This window comes from Streptomyces sp. CRCS-T-1, from assembly GCF_024442335.1.
GTDB lineage: Bacteria > Actinomycetota > Actinomycetes > Streptomycetales > Streptomycetaceae > Streptomyces > Streptomyces koelreuteriae.
Genome location: NZ_CP101651.1, coordinates 3,714,011 through 3,730,674 on the forward strand (window position 1 = coordinate 3,714,011; position 16,664 = coordinate 3,730,674).

Consider the following 16,664-nt stretch of genomic DNA (forward strand, 5'->3'; position numbering starts at 1 on the left):
GGCAGGCGACCCCCGTGCGCCGCCCGCCACCCACCGCCTGCCGGCGTCCTCAGCCCTCAGCCCAGAGACTCCGGCTCGCAAGGCGCGATCTTGCCCTTGAACGCGTAGAACGACTCGGAGCTGCGCCCGGGTTTGCCATCTTTGCGGCTGGTGTTCTCCATGCCCACGGAGTCTCCGGGGCGGAGGGTGACCTGCCAGTTCCGGTGGAAGGCCGGGTCGGTCGGCTCGGCGGGCACGGAGCCGCCCTCGTACGGCTTGTCGCCGATGAATGCCCGCACCACGCTGCTGTCCAGCACCTTGCCGCGCGGCTGCTTGCAGGACTGACCGAAGGAGAGGTTGTCGATGGTCACGTGAATGCCCTCGGCCCGCAGGCGTTCGGCCAGTCGACGCTGGGCGTCCGGACCTATCTCGATCTCCGTGAGGGTGAGCGTGACGCTGCCGTCGCCATGCCGCTCCACCGCGTAGGCCGGGGACTCGCCCGGTGAGCCCGGCACGAGCACCAGCACCAGCCCGGTCACGGCGCAGGCGCCCGCGGCCAGGGCGAGCCGCCGCCCCGTGAGCACCGCCGCGAACGGGGAGCGTCGCGCGGCGACCGCCCCGGCGGGTCCGGTGACCGCTTCGGCGGGACCGGTGACCGCCCCGGCGGGACCGCCGGCCCCGCGTACCTCGATCTCGCGCTGCAGCTCGGCCAGCAGCCGGTCCTCGAACGTGGTCTTCGTGGTCATGCCTCTCCTCCGGATTCTCCGGCTCCGCCGGTGACGTACGACAGGGATGCGCCGGGCGGGGCCTCCGGCACCGGATCCGCCTCCGCCCGCAGGGCCTTGCGGGCCCGGTGGAGCCGCACCCGGGCCGTGACCTGACGGATGCCGAGCGCGGCGGCGGCCTCGGTCACCGTGAGCTGGTCCACGACGACGAGTTCGACGACGGCCCGCTCACCCTCCGGCAGTCGCTCCAGGGCGGCCAGCGCCCGGCGCCCCGGACTCTCGGCGTCGAGCTTGTCCTCGAGCCGCGCGATGTCGTCGGGCTCCAGCAACCTCCGCCCCGAGATACGGCGGTCGCGGGCCGTCTCACGAGCGGCCCGACGGCGCTCGGAGGAGACGATGTTGCGTGCGATGCCGTACAGCCAGGCCCGCTCGTCGCCCCGGCCGGGGCGGTAGGTGTGGGCGGAGTCGAGCGCGGCGAGGAAGACCTCGGCGGTCAGGTCCGCCACCGTGTGGACGTCGGGGACACGCCGGGCCACGAAAGACGTCACGGCGTCCACGTGGCGCCGGTAGAACTCTTCGAAGAGCTGAGGGTCGTGGGCCGCCGCCGCGGGCCCGCCCCGTATGCCGTCCACTCGGCTGTCCTCTCTCTCGGACTCGCGGTTCTCTCGGTCACGCGGTTCTCTCGGTCACGCGGTTCTCTCGGTTTCTCTCGGTGTGCCTTCACCTGTAGTTGGGCCGGACTGTGAGAGGCGTTACAGAGGATGAACCCGGCCTGGTCGGCGTCCGTGGGTACGGATGACCCCCGCCGTAGAAACCGACCCGCCAAGAGGTCTAAACCAATCGACGGTCGGCCCTTGTCATCGCACCCCCGGGTCTGATGAGCTGTGGCCTGGGACACAACGGACACCCTGGGAAAGGCAGATGCCGTGAGCAACGAAAGCCTGGCCAACCTGCTCAAGGAAGAGCGCAGGTTCGCACCCCCCGCCGACCTGGCCGCAGGCGCCAACGTCACCGCGGAGGCGTATGAGCAGGCCAAGGCTGACAGGCTCGGCTTCTGGGCCGAGCAGGCCCGCCGGCTGACCTGGGCCAAGGAGCCCACCGAGACGCTCGACTGGTCGAACCCGCCGTTCGCCAAGTGGTTCAAGGACGGCGAGCTCAACGTCGCCTACAACTGCGTCGACCGGCATGTGGAGGCCGGGCTCGGCGACCGGGTCGCCATCCACTTCGAGGGCGAGCCCGGCGACAGCCGCGCGATCACCTACGCCGAGCTCAAGGACGAGGTCTCCAAGGCCGCCAACGCCCTGCTGGAGCTGGGAGTTCAGGCCGGTGACCGGGTCGCCGTCTACATGCCGATGATCCCCGAGACCGCGGTCGCGATGCTGGCCTGCGCCCGGATCGGCGCCGCCCACTCGGTCGTCTTCGGCGGCTTCTCCTCCGACGCGCTCGCCACCCGCATCCAGGACGCCGACGCGCGCGTGGTCATCACCTCCGACGGCGGCTACCGGCGCGGCAAGCCCTCCGCGCTCAAGCCGGCCGTGGACGAGGCCGTCGAGAAGGCGGGCATCGTCGAGCACGTGCTGGTCGTGCGCCGCACGGGCCAGGAGGTCGCCTTCACCGAGGGCCGCGACGTGTGGTGGCACGAGGTCGTGGAGCGGCAGAGCGCCGAGCACGCCCCGCAGGCCTTCAACGCCGAGCACCCGCTGTTCATCCTCTACACCTCGGGCACCACGGGTAAGCCGAAGGGCATCCTGCACACCTCGGGCGGCTACCTCACGCAGACCGCCTACACCCACCACGCCGTCTTCGACCTCAAGCCGGAGACGGACGTGTACTGGTGCACGGCCGACGTCGGCTGGGTCACCGGCCACTCGTACATCGTCTACGGCCCGCTCGCCAACGGCGCCACCCAGGTCATGTACGAGGGCACGCCCGACACCCCGCACCAGGGCCGCTTCTGGGAGATCGTGCAGAAGTACGGCGTGACGATCCTCTACACCGCGCCGACCGCGATCCGTACGTTCATGAAGTGGGGCGACGACATCCCCGCCAAGTTCGACCTGTCCAGCCTCCGCGTGCTGGGCTCGGTGGGCGAGCCGATCAACCCCGAGGCGTGGATCTGGTACCGCAAGAACATCGGCGGCGACCGCACCCCGATCGTGGACACCTGGTGGCAGACCGAGACCGGCTCGATGATGATCACCCCGCTGCCGGGCGTGACCGCGACGAAGCCCGGTTCCGCGCAGACGCCGCTGCCCGGCATCTCCGCGACGGTCGTCGACGACGAGGCGCGCGAGGTGCCCGACGGCGGTGGCGGCTACCTGGTCCTCACCGAGCCGTGGCCGTCGATGCTGCGCACCATCTGGGGCGACGACCAGCGGTTCATCGACACGTACTGGTCGCGCTTCGAGGGCAAGTACTTCGCCGGTGACGGCGCCAAGAAGGACGACGACGGCGACATCTGGCTGCTCGGCCGGGTCGACGACGTCATGCTCGTCTCGGGGCACAACATCTCCACCACCGAGGTCGAGTCCGCGCTCGTCTCCCACCCGACGGTCGCCGAGGCCGCCGTGGTCGGCGCGGCGGACGAGACGACCGGGCAGGCGATCGTCGCGTTCGTGATCCTGCGCGGTACGGCCGCCGAGACCGAGGACCTGGTCGCCGAGCTGCGCAACCACGTCGGCAACACCCTCGGCCCGATCGCCAAGCCCAAGCGGGTCCTGCCGGTGGCCGAGCTGCCCAAGACCCGCTCCGGCAAGATCATGCGCCGTCTGCTGCGGGACGTCGCGGAGAACCGCCAGCTCGGTGACGTGACCACGCTGACCGACTCCACGGTCATGGACCTCATCCAGTCCAAGCTGCCCGCCGCACCCAGCGAGGACTGAGTCCGGATACCGGAACGGACGAGGGGCACCCGGCAGCCACGCGCTGCGGGTGCCCCTCGCGGCATGATGAAGGCCACTCCGTGCACCCCACCGCACACTTAGGTAAGCTAAACAAAACGCAGCTCATAGGGGTGCCGGGAAGTCTGGTCGGCAGGTAGTCGCGTCCTGCCCAGAAACCGGAGGTCCCCCCGTGACCGCGCCCCGCTCCTCCACACCCCGCAAGGTCCTCGGACGGCTGTCGCTGCCCGAACGGACCTACGTGGCGGACGCGCTGCGCACCGAGACCGTCGGCGGTGTCCTGCTGCTCGCCGCCGCGGTCACCGCACTGCTCTGGGCGAACATCCCGGCGCTGGGCGACAGCTACGGGAGCGTCGCCCATTTCAAGCTGGGCCCCGCCGCGCTCGGGCTCGACCTTTCCCTCGCGCACTGGGCCGCCGACGGGCTGCTGGCGATCTTCTTCTTCGTCGCCGGGATCGAACTCAAGCGCGAGCTCGTCGCGGGCGACCTGCGCGACCCCAAGGCCGCCGCGCTCCCGGTCGTCGCCGCCCTGTGCGGCATGGCCGTACCGGCGCTCGTCTACACCGTCACCAACGTCACCGGCGGCGGCTCCCTGGCCGGGTGGGCCGTGCCGACCGCCACCGACATCGCCTTCGCGCTCGCCGTGCTCGCGGTCATCGGCACCTCCCTGCCGAGCGCGCTGCGGGCCTTCCTGCTCACGCTCGCCGTCGTCGACGACCTCTTCGCGATCCTGATCATCGCCGTCTTCTTCACCGCCGACCTGAACTTCGCCGCGCTCGGCGGCGCCGTGGTGGGCCTGGGCGTCTTCTGGCTGCTGCTGCGCAAGGGCGTACGCGGCTGGTACGTGTACGTGCCGCTCGCGCTCGTCGTCTGGGCGCTGATGTACAACAGCGGCGTCCACGCCACCGTCGCCGGCGTCGCCATGGGCCTGATGCTGCGCTGCCACCGCAAGGAGGGCGAGAGCCACTCCCCCGGCGAGCACATCGAGCACCTCGTGCGCCCCCTGTCGGCGGGCCTGGTCGTACCGCTGTTCGCGCTGTTCAGCGCCGGCGTCTCCGTCTCCGGCGGAGCGCTCGCGGACGTGTTCGCCTCGCCGGAGACCCTCGGTGTCGTCCTCGGGCTGGTCGTCGGCAAGGCGCTCGGCATCTTCGGCGGGACCTGGCTGACGGCCCGTTTCACCCGGGCCTCGCTCAGCGACGATCTCGCCTGGGCGGACGTGTTCGCGGTGGCGAGCCTCGCCGGCATCGGCTTCACGGTCTCGCTGCTCATCGGCGAACTCGCCTTCGCCGGCGACGAGACGATGACGAACGAGGTCAAGGCCGCCGTCCTGCTGGGCTCCCTCATCGCCGCGATCCTGGCGACCGTCCTGCTGAAGATACGGAACGCCAAGTACCGCCGTCTGTGGGAGGACGAGGAGCGCGACGAAGACCTCGACGGCATCCCCGACATCTACGAGGAGGACGACCCGGCGTACCACCTGCGCCTGGCCGCCCGCTACGAGGCCAAGGCCGCGGAACACCGCCGGATCGCCCAGGAGAAGGCAGCAGCGCGCCACGAGCTTGCCGAAGTACCGGGCGGGGCAGGCGAGGACCACGACGGTCCGGCATGATCTGACGAGACGGTACAAAAGACGGAGAGGGAGAGACCGCGATGAGCGCACCCGACGGCAGCCCGGTCGGCGCCGAACGCAGCATCGGCCAGCTGTTCGCCTCGGCGACGGCGGAAATGTCGGCGCTGGTGCACGACGAGATCGCGCTGGCGAAGGCGCAGCTCAAGCAGGACGTCAAACGCGGCGCGACCAGCGGCGGCGCCTTCTCGGCCGCCGGCGCGGTGCTGATCTTCTCCCTGCCGATGCTGAACTTCGCGCTGGCGTACGGCATCCGCACCTGGAGCCACTGGAACCTCGCGATCTGCTTCCTGCTGTCCTTCGCGGCGAACGTGCTGGTCGCGGTCGTGCTGGCGCTGATCGGCGTGACCTTCGCGAAGAAAGCCAAGAAGAGCAAGGGCCCGCAGAAGGTCGCCGCCTCGATGAAGGAGACCGCGGTCGTCCTGCAGAAGGCCAAGCCGCACCCGCGTCCGGAGCTGCCGCAGGACCGGGTCCACGAGGCCCTCGAGCCTGTGGCACGCTCGTCGTCATGACGGACCCCGCCACACCACCCTCGGCACAGCCGGCCTCGGCCGTTCTTCTGGACGGCCCCTGGAGCCACCGCGACGTCGCCGCCAACGGCGCCCGCTTCCACATCGCCGAGCTGGGCGACGGGCCGCTGGTGCTGCTGCTGCACGGCTTCCCGCAGTTCTGGTGGTCCTGGCGGCACCAGCTGACGGCGCTCGCCGACGCGGGCTTCCGGGCCGTCGCCATGGACCTGCGGGGCGTCGGGGGCAGCGACCGCACACCGCGCGGCTACGACCCCGCCAACCTCGCGCTCGACGTCACCGGCGTCATCCGCTCCCTCGGCGAGCCGGACGCCGCGCTGGTCGGCCACGACCTGGGCGGATACCTCGCGTGGACGGCGGCCGCGATGCGCCCCAAGCTGGTGCGGCGGCTGGCGGTCGCCTCCATGCCGCATCCGCGGCGCTGGCGCTCGGCCATGCTGCGCGACGTCAAGCAGACGCGCGCCGGTTCACACATCTGGGGGTTCCAGCGGCCCTGGATCCCGGAGCGGCAGCTCACCGCCGACGACGGGGCGCTGGTGGCCGAGCTGATCCAGGACTGGTCCGGGCCGCGCCCGCCGGAGGACGAGGCCCTGGAGACCTACCGCCGGGCCATGTGCATCCCCTCCGCCGCGCACTGCGCCGTCGAGCCGTACCGCTGGATGGTGCGCTCCCTGGCCCGCCCGGACGGCATCCAGTTCAACCGCCGCATGAAGCGGCCCGTGCGCGTGCCGACCCTCCACCTGCACGGCTCGCTCGACCCCGTGATGCGCACGCGCAGCGCGGCCGGCTCCGGCGAGTACGTCGAAGCCCCCTACCGCTGGCGCCTGTTCGACGGTCTCGGCCACTTCCCGCACGAGGAGGACCCGGTCGCGTTCTCCTCGGAGCTCATCAACTGGCTCAAGGATCCCGAACCCGATCGGTGACCGGACGACCCCGCCCGGTATCCGCACGTGAACGCTTGTCCGAGAGACGGCCAATTGCCCGGCGCATAGGCCAATTGGGCGCCCCGGGAGCGGTTATCGACCATGGGGCGGGGGCACAGGTCGGGGTATGGGCTGGACGCACGACTACAGTGACGCAAGCCGCAATCGCCGCTCGGCGGGCGGTTCGAACCCCCACCGGAGAAGCGGCGCACCGCAGATGGTGACCGCGGATCCCCGGGTCGGGATCCCGCGTATCCTCCGCCGCCGGGCCCGCTGGGTCTCCGTACGACTGCGCCACACCCGCGACTGAGGCGCCACCCGCGCGAGTGACGCCCCGACCACCCCACCGCAGGCCGCTGTGCCGCTCAGCCGCTCCTAGAGCGCGCAGCTGTCGCTGTCCACCTGCTGGTTGGCGCTGCGCCCCTTGGTGATGTCCTCCTGGATCTCGTCCACGGTCAGCGCGTACCCCGTCTCGGCGTCGTCGAGGGACTTGGCGAAGACCACCCCGTAAACCTTGCCTTCGGGGGTGAGCAGCGGGCCGCCGGAGTTGCCCTGGCGGACGGTCGCGTAGAGGGAGTAGACGTCGCGGCGGACCGTGTCGCGGTGGTAGATGTCCGGGCCGTTGGGCTTGATGCGGCCCCGCACGCGCGCGGCCCGCACGTCGTACGCCCCGTTCTCCGGGAAGCCCGCGACGATCGCGCCGTCCCCGCTGCTCGCGTCCTCGGTGGAGAAGCGCAGCGCGGGCGCCTCGAGGTCCGGCACGTCGAGTACGGCGATGTCGCGCCGCCAGTCGTAGAGGACGACCGTGGCGTCGTACTTCCTGCCCTCGCCGCCTATCTGCACGGTCGGCTCGTCGACGCCGCCCACCACATGCGCGTTGGTCATCACACGGCGGTCGGAGAAGACGAAGCCGGTGCCCTCCAGGACCTTGCCGCAGCTCGGGGCCGTGCCCATCACCTTGACGATGGAGCGCTGGGCGCGGCTCGCCACCGGGCTGCCCGCGAGGGCGGGGTCCGGCGGCCGGACGTCGGTGATGGGCTCGTTGGAGAACGGGCTGAAGACCTGCGGGAAGCCGTTCTGCGCGAGGACGGAGGAGAAGTCGGCGAACCAGGTGGCGGCCTGGTCCGGCAGGGCCTGGGAGACGCCCAGCAGCACCTTGGAGTTGCGGACCTCCTTGCCGAGCGTCGGCAGGGTGGTGCCCGCGAGGGCCGAGCCGATCAGCCAGGCGACCAGGAGCATCGCCAGGACGTTGACCAGGGCGCCGCCGGTGGCGTCGAGAGCCCGGGCCGGGGACCAGGTGATGTGCCGTCGCAGCTTGTTGCCGAGGTGGGTGGTGAGGGCCTGGCCGACGGAGGCGCAGACGATGACGACGACGACCGCGACGACGGCGGCGGTGGTGTTCACCTCCGCGTTGTCCGTGAGCGCGTCCCAGATGACGGGCAGTACGTAGACCGCGACGAGACCGCCGCCCAGGAAGCCGATCACCGACAGGATGCCGACGACGAATCCCTGGCGGTACCCGACGACCGCGAACCACACGGCGGCGACCAGCAACAAGATGTCCAGCACGTTCACGGAGGCCACCCTGTCATGCGCGCCAGTCGAGCGGGACCTGCTTCTCGCGGTCCCAGGGCCGCTCCCAGCCCGCGAAGTGCAGCAGCCGGTCGATGATTCCGGCCGTGAAACCCCAGACAAGGGCGGATTCGACCAGAAATGCCGGACCTCGGTGGCCGCTGGGGTGGACGGTGGTGGCGCGGTGGGCGGGATCCGTGAGATCCACCACGGGGACGGTGAAGACCCTGGCGGTCTCGTTCGGATCGACGACGCCGACCGGGCTCGGTTCGCGCCACCAGCCCAGCACCGGGGTGACGACGAAGCCGCTGACCGGGATGTACAGCCTGGGCAGGACGCCGAACAGCTGGACGCCCGAGGGGTCGAGGCCGGTCTCCTCCTCCGCCTCGCGCAGGGCGGCCCGCAGCGGGCCGTCACCCTGCGGGTCACCGTCCTCCGGGTCGAGGGCGCCGCCGGGGAACGAGGGCTGACCGGCATGCGAGCGCAGGGAACTCGCGCGCTCCATGAGCAGCAACTCGGGCCCGCGCTCGCCCTCCCCGAACAGGATCAGCACGGCGGACTGTCGCCCCGCGCCGTCCTCCGGGGGCAGGAAGCGGCTGAGCTGCCGCGGCCGGACCGTCTCCACGGCACGCACCACCGGGTCCAGCCAGGCGGGCAGGCCCTCCTTGCTCGGCGTCACAGGCCCGCCCTGTGTGTTGCTCGCACGCGTCATCGCCACCCCCGTCGTCCTGCCGCTTCCAACGCGCGGCGGGTCCGAGATCGTTCCGCGAACGGCCGCGATCCCCCGATCGGGCAGCTCGATCCCCTGATCGGGCAGCTCATCCGGCCCCCAGCGGCGGCGCCGGCTTGCCGCCCGCGTCCAGATACGCCTGCGGGGGCCGCAGCCGCTGGCCGGGGAAGCCGCCCTTCTCGTACTTGAGCAGCTTCTTCGCCTTCTCCGGGTCGGTCTCGCCCTCGCCGAACGCCGGGCAGAGCGGGGCGATCGGGCAGGCGCCGCAGGCGGGCTTGCGGGCGTGGCAGATACGCCGGCCGTGCCAGATCACGTGGTGCGAGAGGTCCGTCCAGTCGCTCTTCGGGAAGAGCGCGCCGATGTCGGCCTCGATCTTGTCCGGGTCGGTCTCCCCGGTCCACTGCCAGCGGCGCACCAGACGCTGGAAGTGCGTGTCCACGGTGATGCCGGGCCGCCCGAAGGCGTTGCCGAGCACGACGAACGCGGTCTTGCGGCCGACGCCGGGCAGCTTGACCAGATCCTCCAACCGCCCCGGGACCTCACCGCCGAAGTCCTCCACCAAGGCCTTGGACAGCCCTATGACCGACTTCGTCTTGGCCCGGAAGAAGCCGCACGGGCGGAGGATCTCCTCCACCTCCTCCGGGTTGGCGGCGGCCAGGTCCTCGGGGGTGGGGTACTTGGCGAACAGGGCGGGTGTCGTCTGGTTGACGCGCAGGTCGGTGGTCTGGGCGGACAGGACGGTGGCGACGACCAGTTGGAAGGAGTTGTCGAAGTCCAGCTCAGGGTGGGCGTAGGGGAAGACCTCGGCGAGCTCGCGGTTGATACGGCGGGCTCTGCGGACCAGCGCGGTGCGTGACTCGTCACCCGGCGGATGGACGACGGCCTTTGCGGGGCCGGTCCCCTTGACGCGGGCGGTGGCCTTCTTGGGCGCGACGGTGACCTTCTTGGCGGCAGGCGCCTTCTTCACGGATGCCGCCTTCTTCACGGATGCCGTCTTCTTCACGGGTGCCGCCTTGTTCGCAGACGCCTTCTCGGCAGGTGCCGCCTTCTTCGCGGCGGCCTTCTTGCTCACGGCCCCGGCCTTCTTGGCGACAGCCTTCTTGGCCGACGTCGACTTGCCTGAAGACGCCGCCCTCTCTGTCGCTTTCGCCGTTTTCCTACCGCCATCGGGGCTCTGTTCGCCCACAGCGGAATCGCGACGTACAACCACCCGCGCAGCCCCCTCGGCCTGTGCTCTCACCGGCGATTTGGACACCCGGCCAGCCTAAGCCGTGGCACTGACATCTGCCCCGGGCCCTGAAGATCGGCGCCCAATTGGACCCCTGCCGCGTACCCCGGGACACCTGTGCGGCATCCTTGTGACAGATCACACTGTTTGGACCGTCCGGCAAAATGGGCACTTCGGTGCCTTGATACAAGGGGGATCCCGGTCCCCTGAGCAGGTCGACAAGGAGAGAACTCGTGGACGACGTTCTGCGGCGCAACCCGCTCTTCGCGGCGCTCGATGACGAGCAGGCCTCGGAGCTCCGCGCCTCCATGAGTGAGGTGACCCTCGCGCGCGGCGACTCGCTGTTCCACGAGGGGGACCCCGGCGACCGCCTGTATGTGGTCACGGAGGGCAAGGTCAAGCTCCACCGCACGTCCCCGGACGGCCGCGAGAACATGCTGGCCGTGGTCGGCCCCGGCGAGCTCATCGGCGAGCTGTCGCTCTTCGACCCGGGCCCGCGCACCGCGACGGCCTCCGCGCTGACCGAGGTCAAGCTGCTCGGTCTCGGCCACGGCGACCTCCAGCCCTGGCTGAACGCCCGCCCCGAGGTGGCCACGGCGCTGCTGCGCGCGGTCGCCCGTCGGCTGCGCAAGACCAACGACGCGATGTCCGACCTCGTCTTCTCGGACGTCCCGGGCCGCGTCGCCCGCGCCCTGCTGGACCTCTCGCGCCGGTTCGGCGTGCAGTCCGAGGAGGGCATCCACGTCGTCCACGACCTCACGCAGGAGGAGCTGGCCCAGCTGGTCGGCGCGTCCCGCGAGACGGTCAACAAGGCGCTGGCGGACTTCGCCCAGCGCGGCTGGCTGCGCCTGGAGGCCCGCGCGGTGATCCTGCTCGACGTGGAGCGCCTCGCCAAGCGCTCGCGCTGACGCGCACCCGCGCGTGCCGTACGTCATCGGGCCCTGTCTCCTCGCGAGACAGGGCCCGACGTCGTACCAGGGCACATCAGGGGTCAGATGAGCCCGTGCTCGTCCAGATAGTCCAACTGCGCCCGCACCGACAGTTCCGCCGCCGGCCACAGGGAGCGGTCCACGTCCGCGTAGACGTGGGCGACGACCTCGGTGGGGGTGCGGTAGCCGTCCTCGACGGCCGTCTCCACCTGCGCGAGGCGCTTGGCCCGGTGGGCGAGGTAGTACTCGACGGCGCCCTGGGCGTCCTCCAGGACCGGCCCGTGGCCCGGGAGGACCGTGTGGACGCCGTCGTCGACCGTGAGGGACCTCAGGCGCCGCAGGGAGTCCAGGTAGTCGCCGAGGCGGCCGTCGGGGTGTGCCACGACCGTCGTACCGCGGCCGAGGATCGTGTCGCCGGTCAGGACGGCCTGGTCCGCCGGGAGGTGGAAGGAGAGGGAGTCGGCGGTGTGGCCGGGGGTCGGTACGACCTTCAGTTCGAGTCCGCCGACGGTGATCACGTCCCCGGCGGCCAGGCCCTCGTCACCCAGCCGGAGGGCCGGATCGAGCGCACGCACGCGCGTGCCGGTCAGTTCGGCGAAGCGTCCGGCGCCCTCGGCGTGGTCGGGGTGGCCATGGGTCAGCAGCGTCAGGGCGACGCGCTTGCCGGCCTGCTCGGCCGTGTCGACGACATGGCGCAGGTGCCCGTCGTCGAGCGGGCCCGGGTCGACCACCACGGCCAGATCCGAGCCGGGCTCGGAGAGGATCCAGGTGTTCGTGCCGTCCAGGGTCATCGCCGACGGGTTGGGGGCCAGGACGTTGACGGCCCGCGCGGTGGCGGGGCCCGTCAGGACACCGCCCCGGGGCTGGCCGGGAAGGGCTGCTGCGTCCGTCATGCGCTGGCTCCACCGGTCGGAGAGGTCGGGAGGGTCGGGATGTGCTTGGTGAACTCGTCGTGGCCCGGCCAGGAGAGCACGATCTCCCCGTCCACGAGACGGGCGGTGGCCAGCACGGGCGTGAGATCACGCCCCGGGGCGTCCGCGAGCGCCCGGGCGGCCGTGTCGTACGGCGTGAGCTGGCGCAGGGTCGCGAGGGTCGGCGGCATCATCAGCAGCTCGCCCCGGTCGTAGCCGGCCGCCGCCTCGCCCGGGGCGATCCACACCGTACGGTCCGCCTCGGTGGAGGCGTTGCGGGTGCGCTGTCCCTCGGGGAGGGCGGCCACGAAGAACCAGGTGTCGTAGCGGCGGGCCTCGAACTCGGGGGTGATCCAGCGGGTCCAGGCGCCGAGCAGATCGGAGCGCAGGACCAGGCCGCGGCGGTCCAGGAACTCGGCGAAGGACAGGTCCCGGGCGACCAGGGCGGCGCGGTCCGCCTCCCAGTCGGCCCCGGTGGTGTCGCCGACGACCGAGTCGGGCGCCGGCCCGGCGAGCAGGACGCCCGCCTCCTCGTACGTCTCCCGTACGGCCGCGCAGACGATCGCCTGGGCCTCGGTCTCGTCGACGCCGAGCCGCTCCGCCCACCACGCGCGCGTGGGGCCCGCCCAGCGGACCTGCTGGTCGTCGTCCCGGGGGTCGACGCCGCCGCCCGGATACGCGTACGCGCCCCCGGCGAAGGCCATGGAGGCGCGTCTGCGCAGCATGTGGACGACCGGGCCGGTGCCCGTGTCCTTCAGGAGCATGACGGTGGCCGCGCGCTTCGGGGTGACCGGCGTGAGTGTGCCGGCCGCCAGTGCGCGGATGCGGTCCGGCCACTCCGGGGGATACCACTGACCGTTCGCCATGGGCGCGAGGCTATCCCGTGACGGGCTGATGTTCGAGTGGCCCCTGAGAGGGCGGCGTCCCTCGCGGGGAAGCTACGCCAGCTCCACCTGGATCTCGACCTCCACCGGGGCGTCCAGCGGCAGCACCGCCACACCCACCGCGCTGCGCGCGTGCACGCCCTTGTCGCCGAGGACCGCGCCGAGCAGCTCGCTCGCGCCGTTCAGCACCGCGGGCTGGCCCGTGAAGTCCGAGGCCGAGGCCACGAAGCCGACGACCTTCACCACGCGCGCGATGCGGTCCAGGTCACCGGCGACGGACTTGACCGCGGCCAGGGCGTTCAGCGCGCATGTGCGCGCCAGCTCCTTGGCCTCCTCCGGGGTGACCTCCGCGCCGACCTTGCCGGTGACCGGAAGCTTGCCGTCCACCATCGGGAGCTGCCCGGCGGTGTAGACGTACGGCCCGCTCTGCACGGCCGGCTGGTACGCGGCCAGCGGCGGGACGACGTCGGGCAGGGTCAGACCGAGCTCGGCCAGCTTCGCCTCGACGGCGCCCATTACTGCTTCTCCCGCTTCAGGTAGGCCACGAGCTGCTCGGGGTTGTTCGGCCCGGGCACGACCTGGACGAGCTCCCAGCCGTCCTCGCCCCAGGTGTCCAGAATCTGCTTCGTGGCGTGGACGAGCAGCGGCACGGTTGAGTATTCCCACTTGGTCATGCGGCCGACTCTAGCCCCTGGCGGACAGGGGCAGGCGGCCGACCACTGCGGCGGTTGTCCACAGCCTCCGGAGTAGTCCGGACGCCGACTGGTTAGGCTCGAATACGTGAGCAGGCTCCAGGTCGTCAGCGGCAAGGGCGGAACCGGCAAGACCACGGTGGCCGCAGCCCTAGCGCTGGCCTTGGCCACGGAGGGGAAGCGGACGCTTCTCGTCGAGGTCGAAGGCCGCCAGGGCATCGCGCAGCTCTTCGAAACTGAAGCGCTGCCTTATGAGGAGCGGAAGATCGCCGTCGCTCCAGGGGGCGGGGAGGTGTACGCGCTTGCCATCGACCCCGAACTGGCCCTTCTGGACTACCTCCAGATGTTCTACAAGCTGGGCAGCGCCGGACGGGCCCTGAAGAAGCTCGGCGCGATCGACTTCGCCACCACCATCGCGCCGGGCCTGAGGGACGTACTCCTCACCGGCAAGGCGTGCGAGGCGGTGCGGCGCAAGGAGCGCAGCGGACGGTTCACCTACGACTACGTCGTGATGGACGCGCCGCCCACCGGCCGCATCACCCGCTTCCTCAATGTCAACGACGAGGTCGCGGGCCTCGCCAAGATCGGCCCGATACACAATCAGGCACAGGCCGTGATGCGGGTGCTGAAGTCGCCCGAGACGGCCGTGCACCTGGTGACGCTTCTGGAGGAGATGCCCGTCCAGGAGACCGTGGACGGCATCGCCGAGCTGCGGTCGGCGCGGCTGCCGGTCGGGCGGATCATCGTGAACATGGTGCGCCCGGAGGTGTTGGACGAGACCGATCTGGAACTCGTCCGGACGGCCACGCGTTCCACTGTCGCGCGCTCGCTGTCGTCCGCCGGGCTCGGCGGGGCGCGCCGCGGCGGGCACGCCGAGCGGCTGGTGGACCCGCTGCTCACCCAGGCCGAGGAGTACGGCGAGCGGTACGCGCTGGAGCACGAGCAGCGTGCGGTGCTCGCCGAGCTGGGCCTGCCGCTGCACGAACTGCCACTGTTCGCCGAGGGCATGGACCTGGCGGGGCTGTACGCGCTGGCCCGCGAGCTGCGCGGGCAGGGCGTGTCATGAGCCGGGGCACACGCGTCATGAGTGAGGACACACAGGCAAGGCCCGTCATGAGTCGGAAGCAGGGGATGTCATGAGTCGTCCGGACCCGGCCCACACGCACGACCCGGCCCGCCCCCGCATGGCCCCCGCCGCCCTGCTCGACGTCGATCCGCTGCTGGCGGACCCGAAGACCCGGATCGTGGTGTGCTGCGGCTCGGGCGGGGTCGGCAAGACCACGACCGCGGCGGCCCTGGGCCTGCGCGCCGCCGAGCGGGGCCGCAAGGTGGTCGTCCTCACCATCGACCCGGCCCGCCGGCTCGCCCAGTCCATGGGCATCGACTCCCTGGACAACACCCCGCGCCGGGTCAAGGGCATCGACGACTCCGCGGGCGGCGAGCTGCACGCGATGATGCTCGACATGAAGCGCACCTTCGACGAGATCGTCGAGGTGCACGCGGACGCCGAGCGGGCGGCCGCGATCCTGGGCAACCCCTTCTACCAGTCGCTCTCGGCGGGCTTCGCGGGCACGCAGGAGTACATGGCGATGGAGAAGCTCGGGCAGCTCCGGGCCCGGGACGAGTGGGACCTGATCGTCGTCGACACCCCGCCGTCCCGCTCGGCCCTGGACTTCCTGGACGCGCCCAAGCGGCTCGGGTCGTTCCTGGACGGGCGGCTGATCCGGCTGCTGACGGCGCCGGCGAAGCTGGGCGGGCGCGCCGGGATGAAGTTCCTGAACGTCGGGATGTCGATGATGACCGGCACCCTCGGCAAGCTGCTCGGCGGTCAGCTCCTCAAGGACGTCCAGACGTTCGTCTCCGCGATGGACACGACGTTCGGCGGCTTCCGCACCCGCGCTGACGCGACGTACAAGCTGCTCCAGGCGCCCGGGACGGCCTTCCTCGTGGTCGCGGCCCCGGAGCGGGACGCGCTGCGCGAGGCCGCGTACTTCGTGGAGCGCCTGGCCGCGGAGGACATGCCGCTCGCCGGTCTGGTGCTCAACCGGGTCCACGGCAGCGGGGCCGACCGGCTGTCGGCCGAGCGGGCGCTCGCCGCCGCGGAAAATCTTGAAGAGCCCCGCATTGTGGATCAGGAGGGCGGGAAAGCTGGACTTCGTAACTCCCCCGACGCATACGACAGTTCAGCCTCTTCCACGTCCGAAACCCCAGCTCAGACCCCAGCTCAGACTCCAGAACCGGCGTCGGCATCGGCCCCCGAGGGTGGCTCCCCCACCGAGGACGCAGATGACGCCGAGGACACGGCAGACGCCGAGAACGCCGAAGACGCCGAGCGATCCGTGGACCAGCTCACGGCAGGCCTGCTGAGGCTGCACGCCGAGCGCATGCAGCTGCTCTCCCGTGAGCAGCGCACGCGTGACCGCTTCACCGCGCTCCACCCCGAGGTGGCCGTGACGGAAGTGGCCGCGCTGCCCGGCGATGTGCACGACCTCGCGGGACTCCGCGACATCGGCGACCGGCTCGCGGCGAACGAACGCGAGCTTCCCGACCCTGCCGAGCCGGAGTCGCCCGGCCGAGATGCCTGAGGGCCCGTACGGGCCCTCGACCGGAACTCCTCAGCTCATCGCGAGTCAGCTCATCGCAGCTCAGCCCACAGGGACTCAGCCGACCCGGGCTCACCCCACCGCGGCGTAGTTCTCGTAGATCTCGTCGTCGTCGAGGGACACGACACCCGTGCCACGCTCGTACTCACTGCGCGCCGTCTCCAGCAGCCGGCGCCAGGACGTCACCGTGGGACGCCTGCGCAGCAGTGCGCGGCGCTCCCGCTCCGTCATGCCTCCCCACACGCCGAACTCGACGCGATTGTCGAGCGCGTCGGCCAGGCACTCCGTACGCACCGGACATCCGGTGCACACCGCCTTGGCCCTGTTCTGCGCTGCTCCCTGAACGAACAGTTCGTCCGGATCGGTAGTGCGGCAGGCCGCCTGCGCACTCCAGTCGACTACCCAGCCCATACCGGCGCCGTCCTCTCCCGAAT

Annotated in this window: 18 protein-coding genes; 8 read left to right on the plus strand and 10 right to left on the minus strand. The window is 71.3% G+C overall.

Going from position 1 to position 16,664, the window contains the following annotated elements; translation table 11 throughout:
• Positions 1–56: 56 nt before the first annotated feature.
• Positions 57–725: a hypothetical protein gene (locus NNW99_RS16575; protein WP_215119922.1), complete on the minus strand. Its 669-nt coding sequence runs from the start codon at positions 723–725 to the stop codon at positions 57–59.
• Positions 722–1,336 (minus strand): RNA polymerase sigma factor, encoded by a 615-nt coding sequence (locus NNW99_RS16580; protein ID WP_215119923.1) that lies wholly within the window; start codon positions 1,334–1,336, stop codon positions 722–724. Before NNW99_RS16580 ends, NNW99_RS16575 begins: the two co-directional genes overlap by 4 nt.
• A gap of 294 nt (positions 1,337–1,630) precedes the next feature.
• On the opposite strand from NNW99_RS16580, the gene acs reads away from it, so the two are divergent.
• From acs to NNW99_RS16605, 5 genes are all read left to right on the plus strand, one after another.
• Entirely contained in the window at positions 1,631–3,586 is a 1,956-nt protein-coding gene (gene acs, locus NNW99_RS16585) for an acetate--CoA ligase (RefSeq protein ID WP_215119924.1), read from the plus strand.
• Positions 3,587–3,776: 190 nt separating this feature from the next.
• Entirely contained in the window at positions 3,777–5,213 is a 1,437-nt protein-coding gene (nhaA, locus tag NNW99_RS16590) for a Na+/H+ antiporter NhaA (RefSeq protein WP_215119925.1), read from the plus strand.
• 41 nt (positions 5,214–5,254) lie between these two features.
• Positions 5,255–5,743: a phage holin family protein gene (locus NNW99_RS16595; RefSeq protein WP_215119926.1), complete on the plus strand. Its 489-nt coding sequence runs from the start codon at positions 5,255–5,257 to the stop codon at positions 5,741–5,743.
• Positions 5,740–6,681: an alpha/beta fold hydrolase gene (locus tag NNW99_RS16600; protein WP_215119927.1), complete on the plus strand. Its 942-nt coding sequence runs from the start codon at positions 5,740–5,742 to the stop codon at positions 6,679–6,681. Before NNW99_RS16595 ends, NNW99_RS16600 begins: the two co-directional genes overlap by 4 nt.
• Positions 6,682–6,808: 127 nt before the next feature.
• Positions 6,809–6,991 carry a hypothetical protein gene (locus tag NNW99_RS16605; RefSeq protein ID WP_251057824.1) on the plus strand — a complete coding sequence of 61 codons (183 nt, stop codon included), beginning with the start codon at positions 6,809–6,811 and terminating at the stop codon, positions 6,989–6,991.
• 65 nt (positions 6,992–7,056) lie between these two features.
• On the opposite strand, the gene NNW99_RS16610 is transcribed toward NNW99_RS16605, so the two are convergent.
• The 3 genes from NNW99_RS16610 to nth form a co-directional block, all read right to left on the minus strand.
• The gene (locus tag NNW99_RS16610; protein ID WP_215119928.1) at positions 7,057–8,256 is read right to left on the minus strand and encodes a MarP family serine protease; all 1,200 of its coding nucleotides are present in this window, start codon (positions 8,254–8,256) and stop codon (positions 7,057–7,059) included.
• 13 nt (positions 8,257–8,269) lie between these two features.
• Positions 8,270–8,965: a CoA pyrophosphatase gene (locus NNW99_RS16615; RefSeq protein WP_215119929.1), complete on the minus strand. Its 696-nt coding sequence runs from the start codon at positions 8,963–8,965 to the stop codon at positions 8,270–8,272.
• Between the two features lie 106 nt (positions 8,966–9,071).
• The gene (gene nth, locus NNW99_RS16620) at positions 9,072–10,055 is read right to left on the minus strand and encodes an endonuclease III (protein WP_251057825.1); all 984 of its coding nucleotides are present in this window, start codon (positions 10,053–10,055) and stop codon (positions 9,072–9,074) included.
• A 389-nt stretch (positions 10,056–10,444) separates the two neighbouring features.
• Between nth and NNW99_RS16625 the strand changes: the two genes are divergently transcribed.
• Entirely contained in the window at positions 10,445–11,119 is a 675-nt protein-coding gene (locus tag NNW99_RS16625; RefSeq protein WP_215119931.1) for a Crp/Fnr family transcriptional regulator, read from the plus strand.
• Positions 11,120–11,202: 83 nt separating this feature from the next.
• Here the strand turns inward: NNW99_RS16625 and NNW99_RS16630 are convergent, their stop codons facing one another.
• The 4 genes from NNW99_RS16630 to NNW99_RS16645 form a co-directional block, all read right to left on the minus strand.
• Complete coding sequence (locus NNW99_RS16630) at positions 11,203–12,033, minus strand: MBL fold metallo-hydrolase (RefSeq protein WP_215119932.1); 831 nt, start codon at positions 12,031–12,033, stop codon at positions 11,203–11,205.
• Positions 12,030–12,917, minus strand: coding sequence for an NUDIX hydrolase (locus NNW99_RS16635; RefSeq protein ID WP_215119933.1), 888 nt, complete (start codon positions 12,915–12,917; stop codon positions 12,030–12,032). Before NNW99_RS16635 ends, NNW99_RS16630 begins: the two co-directional genes overlap by 4 nt.
• A 72-nt stretch (positions 12,918–12,989) precedes the next feature.
• Positions 12,990–13,451, minus strand: coding sequence for a RidA family protein (locus tag NNW99_RS16640; protein WP_184594579.1), 462 nt, complete (start codon positions 13,449–13,451; stop codon positions 12,990–12,992).
• Entirely contained in the window at positions 13,451–13,609 is a 159-nt protein-coding gene (locus NNW99_RS16645; RefSeq protein WP_097218487.1) for a DUF4177 domain-containing protein, read from the minus strand. Before NNW99_RS16645 ends, NNW99_RS16640 begins: the two co-directional genes overlap by 1 nt.
• Positions 13,610–13,715: 106 nt before the next feature.
• On the opposite strand from NNW99_RS16645, the gene NNW99_RS16650 reads away from it, so the two are divergent.
• Both NNW99_RS16650 and NNW99_RS16655 read left to right on the plus strand, forming a co-directional pair.
• Positions 13,716–14,693, plus strand: coding sequence for an ArsA-related P-loop ATPase (locus tag NNW99_RS16650; protein WP_215119934.1), 978 nt, complete (start codon positions 13,716–13,718; stop codon positions 14,691–14,693).
• 70 nt (positions 14,694–14,763) lie between these two features.
• Positions 14,764–16,212: an ArsA family ATPase gene (locus NNW99_RS16655; protein WP_215119935.1), complete on the plus strand. Its 1,449-nt coding sequence runs from the start codon at positions 14,764–14,766 to the stop codon at positions 16,210–16,212.
• A gap of 90 nt (positions 16,213–16,302) precedes the next feature.
• Here NNW99_RS16655 and wblA read toward each other — a convergent pair whose 3' ends face one another.
• Positions 16,303–16,641, minus strand: coding sequence for a transcriptional regulator WblA (wblA, locus tag NNW99_RS16660; protein WP_215119936.1), 339 nt, complete (start codon positions 16,639–16,641; stop codon positions 16,303–16,305).
• Between the last annotated feature and the right edge of the window lie 23 nt (positions 16,642–16,664).

Coding starts and splice junctions, on each gene's coding strand:
- NNW99_RS16575 (WP_215119922.1), bottom strand. CDS start 725: ATGACCACGAAGACCACGTTCGAGGACCGGCTGCTGGCCGAGCTGCAG.
- NNW99_RS16595 (WP_215119926.1), top strand. CDS start 5,255: ATGAGCGCACCCGACGGCAGCCCGGTCGGCGCCGAACGCAGCATCGGC.
- NNW99_RS16600 (WP_215119927.1), top strand. CDS start 5,740: ATGACGGACCCCGCCACACCACCCTCGGCACAGCCGGCCTCGGCCGTT.
- NNW99_RS16605 (WP_251057824.1), top strand. CDS start 6,809: ATGGGCTGGACGCACGACTACAGTGACGCAAGCCGCAATCGCCGCTCG.
- NNW99_RS16615 (WP_215119929.1), bottom strand. CDS start 8,965: ATGACGCGTGCGAGCAACACACAGGGCGGGCCTGTGACGCCGAGCAAG.
- NNW99_RS16630 (WP_215119932.1), bottom strand. CDS start 12,033: ATGACGGACGCAGCAGCCCTTCCCGGCCAGCCCCGGGGCGGTGTCCTG.
- NNW99_RS16635 (WP_215119933.1), bottom strand. CDS start 12,917: ATGGCGAACGGTCAGTGGTATCCCCCGGAGTGGCCGGACCGCATCCGC.
- NNW99_RS16640 (WP_184594579.1), bottom strand. CDS start 13,451: ATGGGCGCCGTCGAGGCGAAGCTGGCCGAGCTCGGTCTGACCCTGCCC.
- NNW99_RS16645 (WP_097218487.1), bottom strand. CDS start 13,609: ATGACCAAGTGGGAATACTCAACCGTGCCGCTGCTCGTCCACGCCACG.
- NNW99_RS16655 (WP_215119935.1), top strand. CDS start 14,764: ATGAGTCGTCCGGACCCGGCCCACACGCACGACCCGGCCCGCCCCCGC.
- wblA (WP_215119936.1), bottom strand. CDS start 16,641: ATGGGCTGGGTAGTCGACTGGAGTGCGCAGGCGGCCTGCCGCACTACC.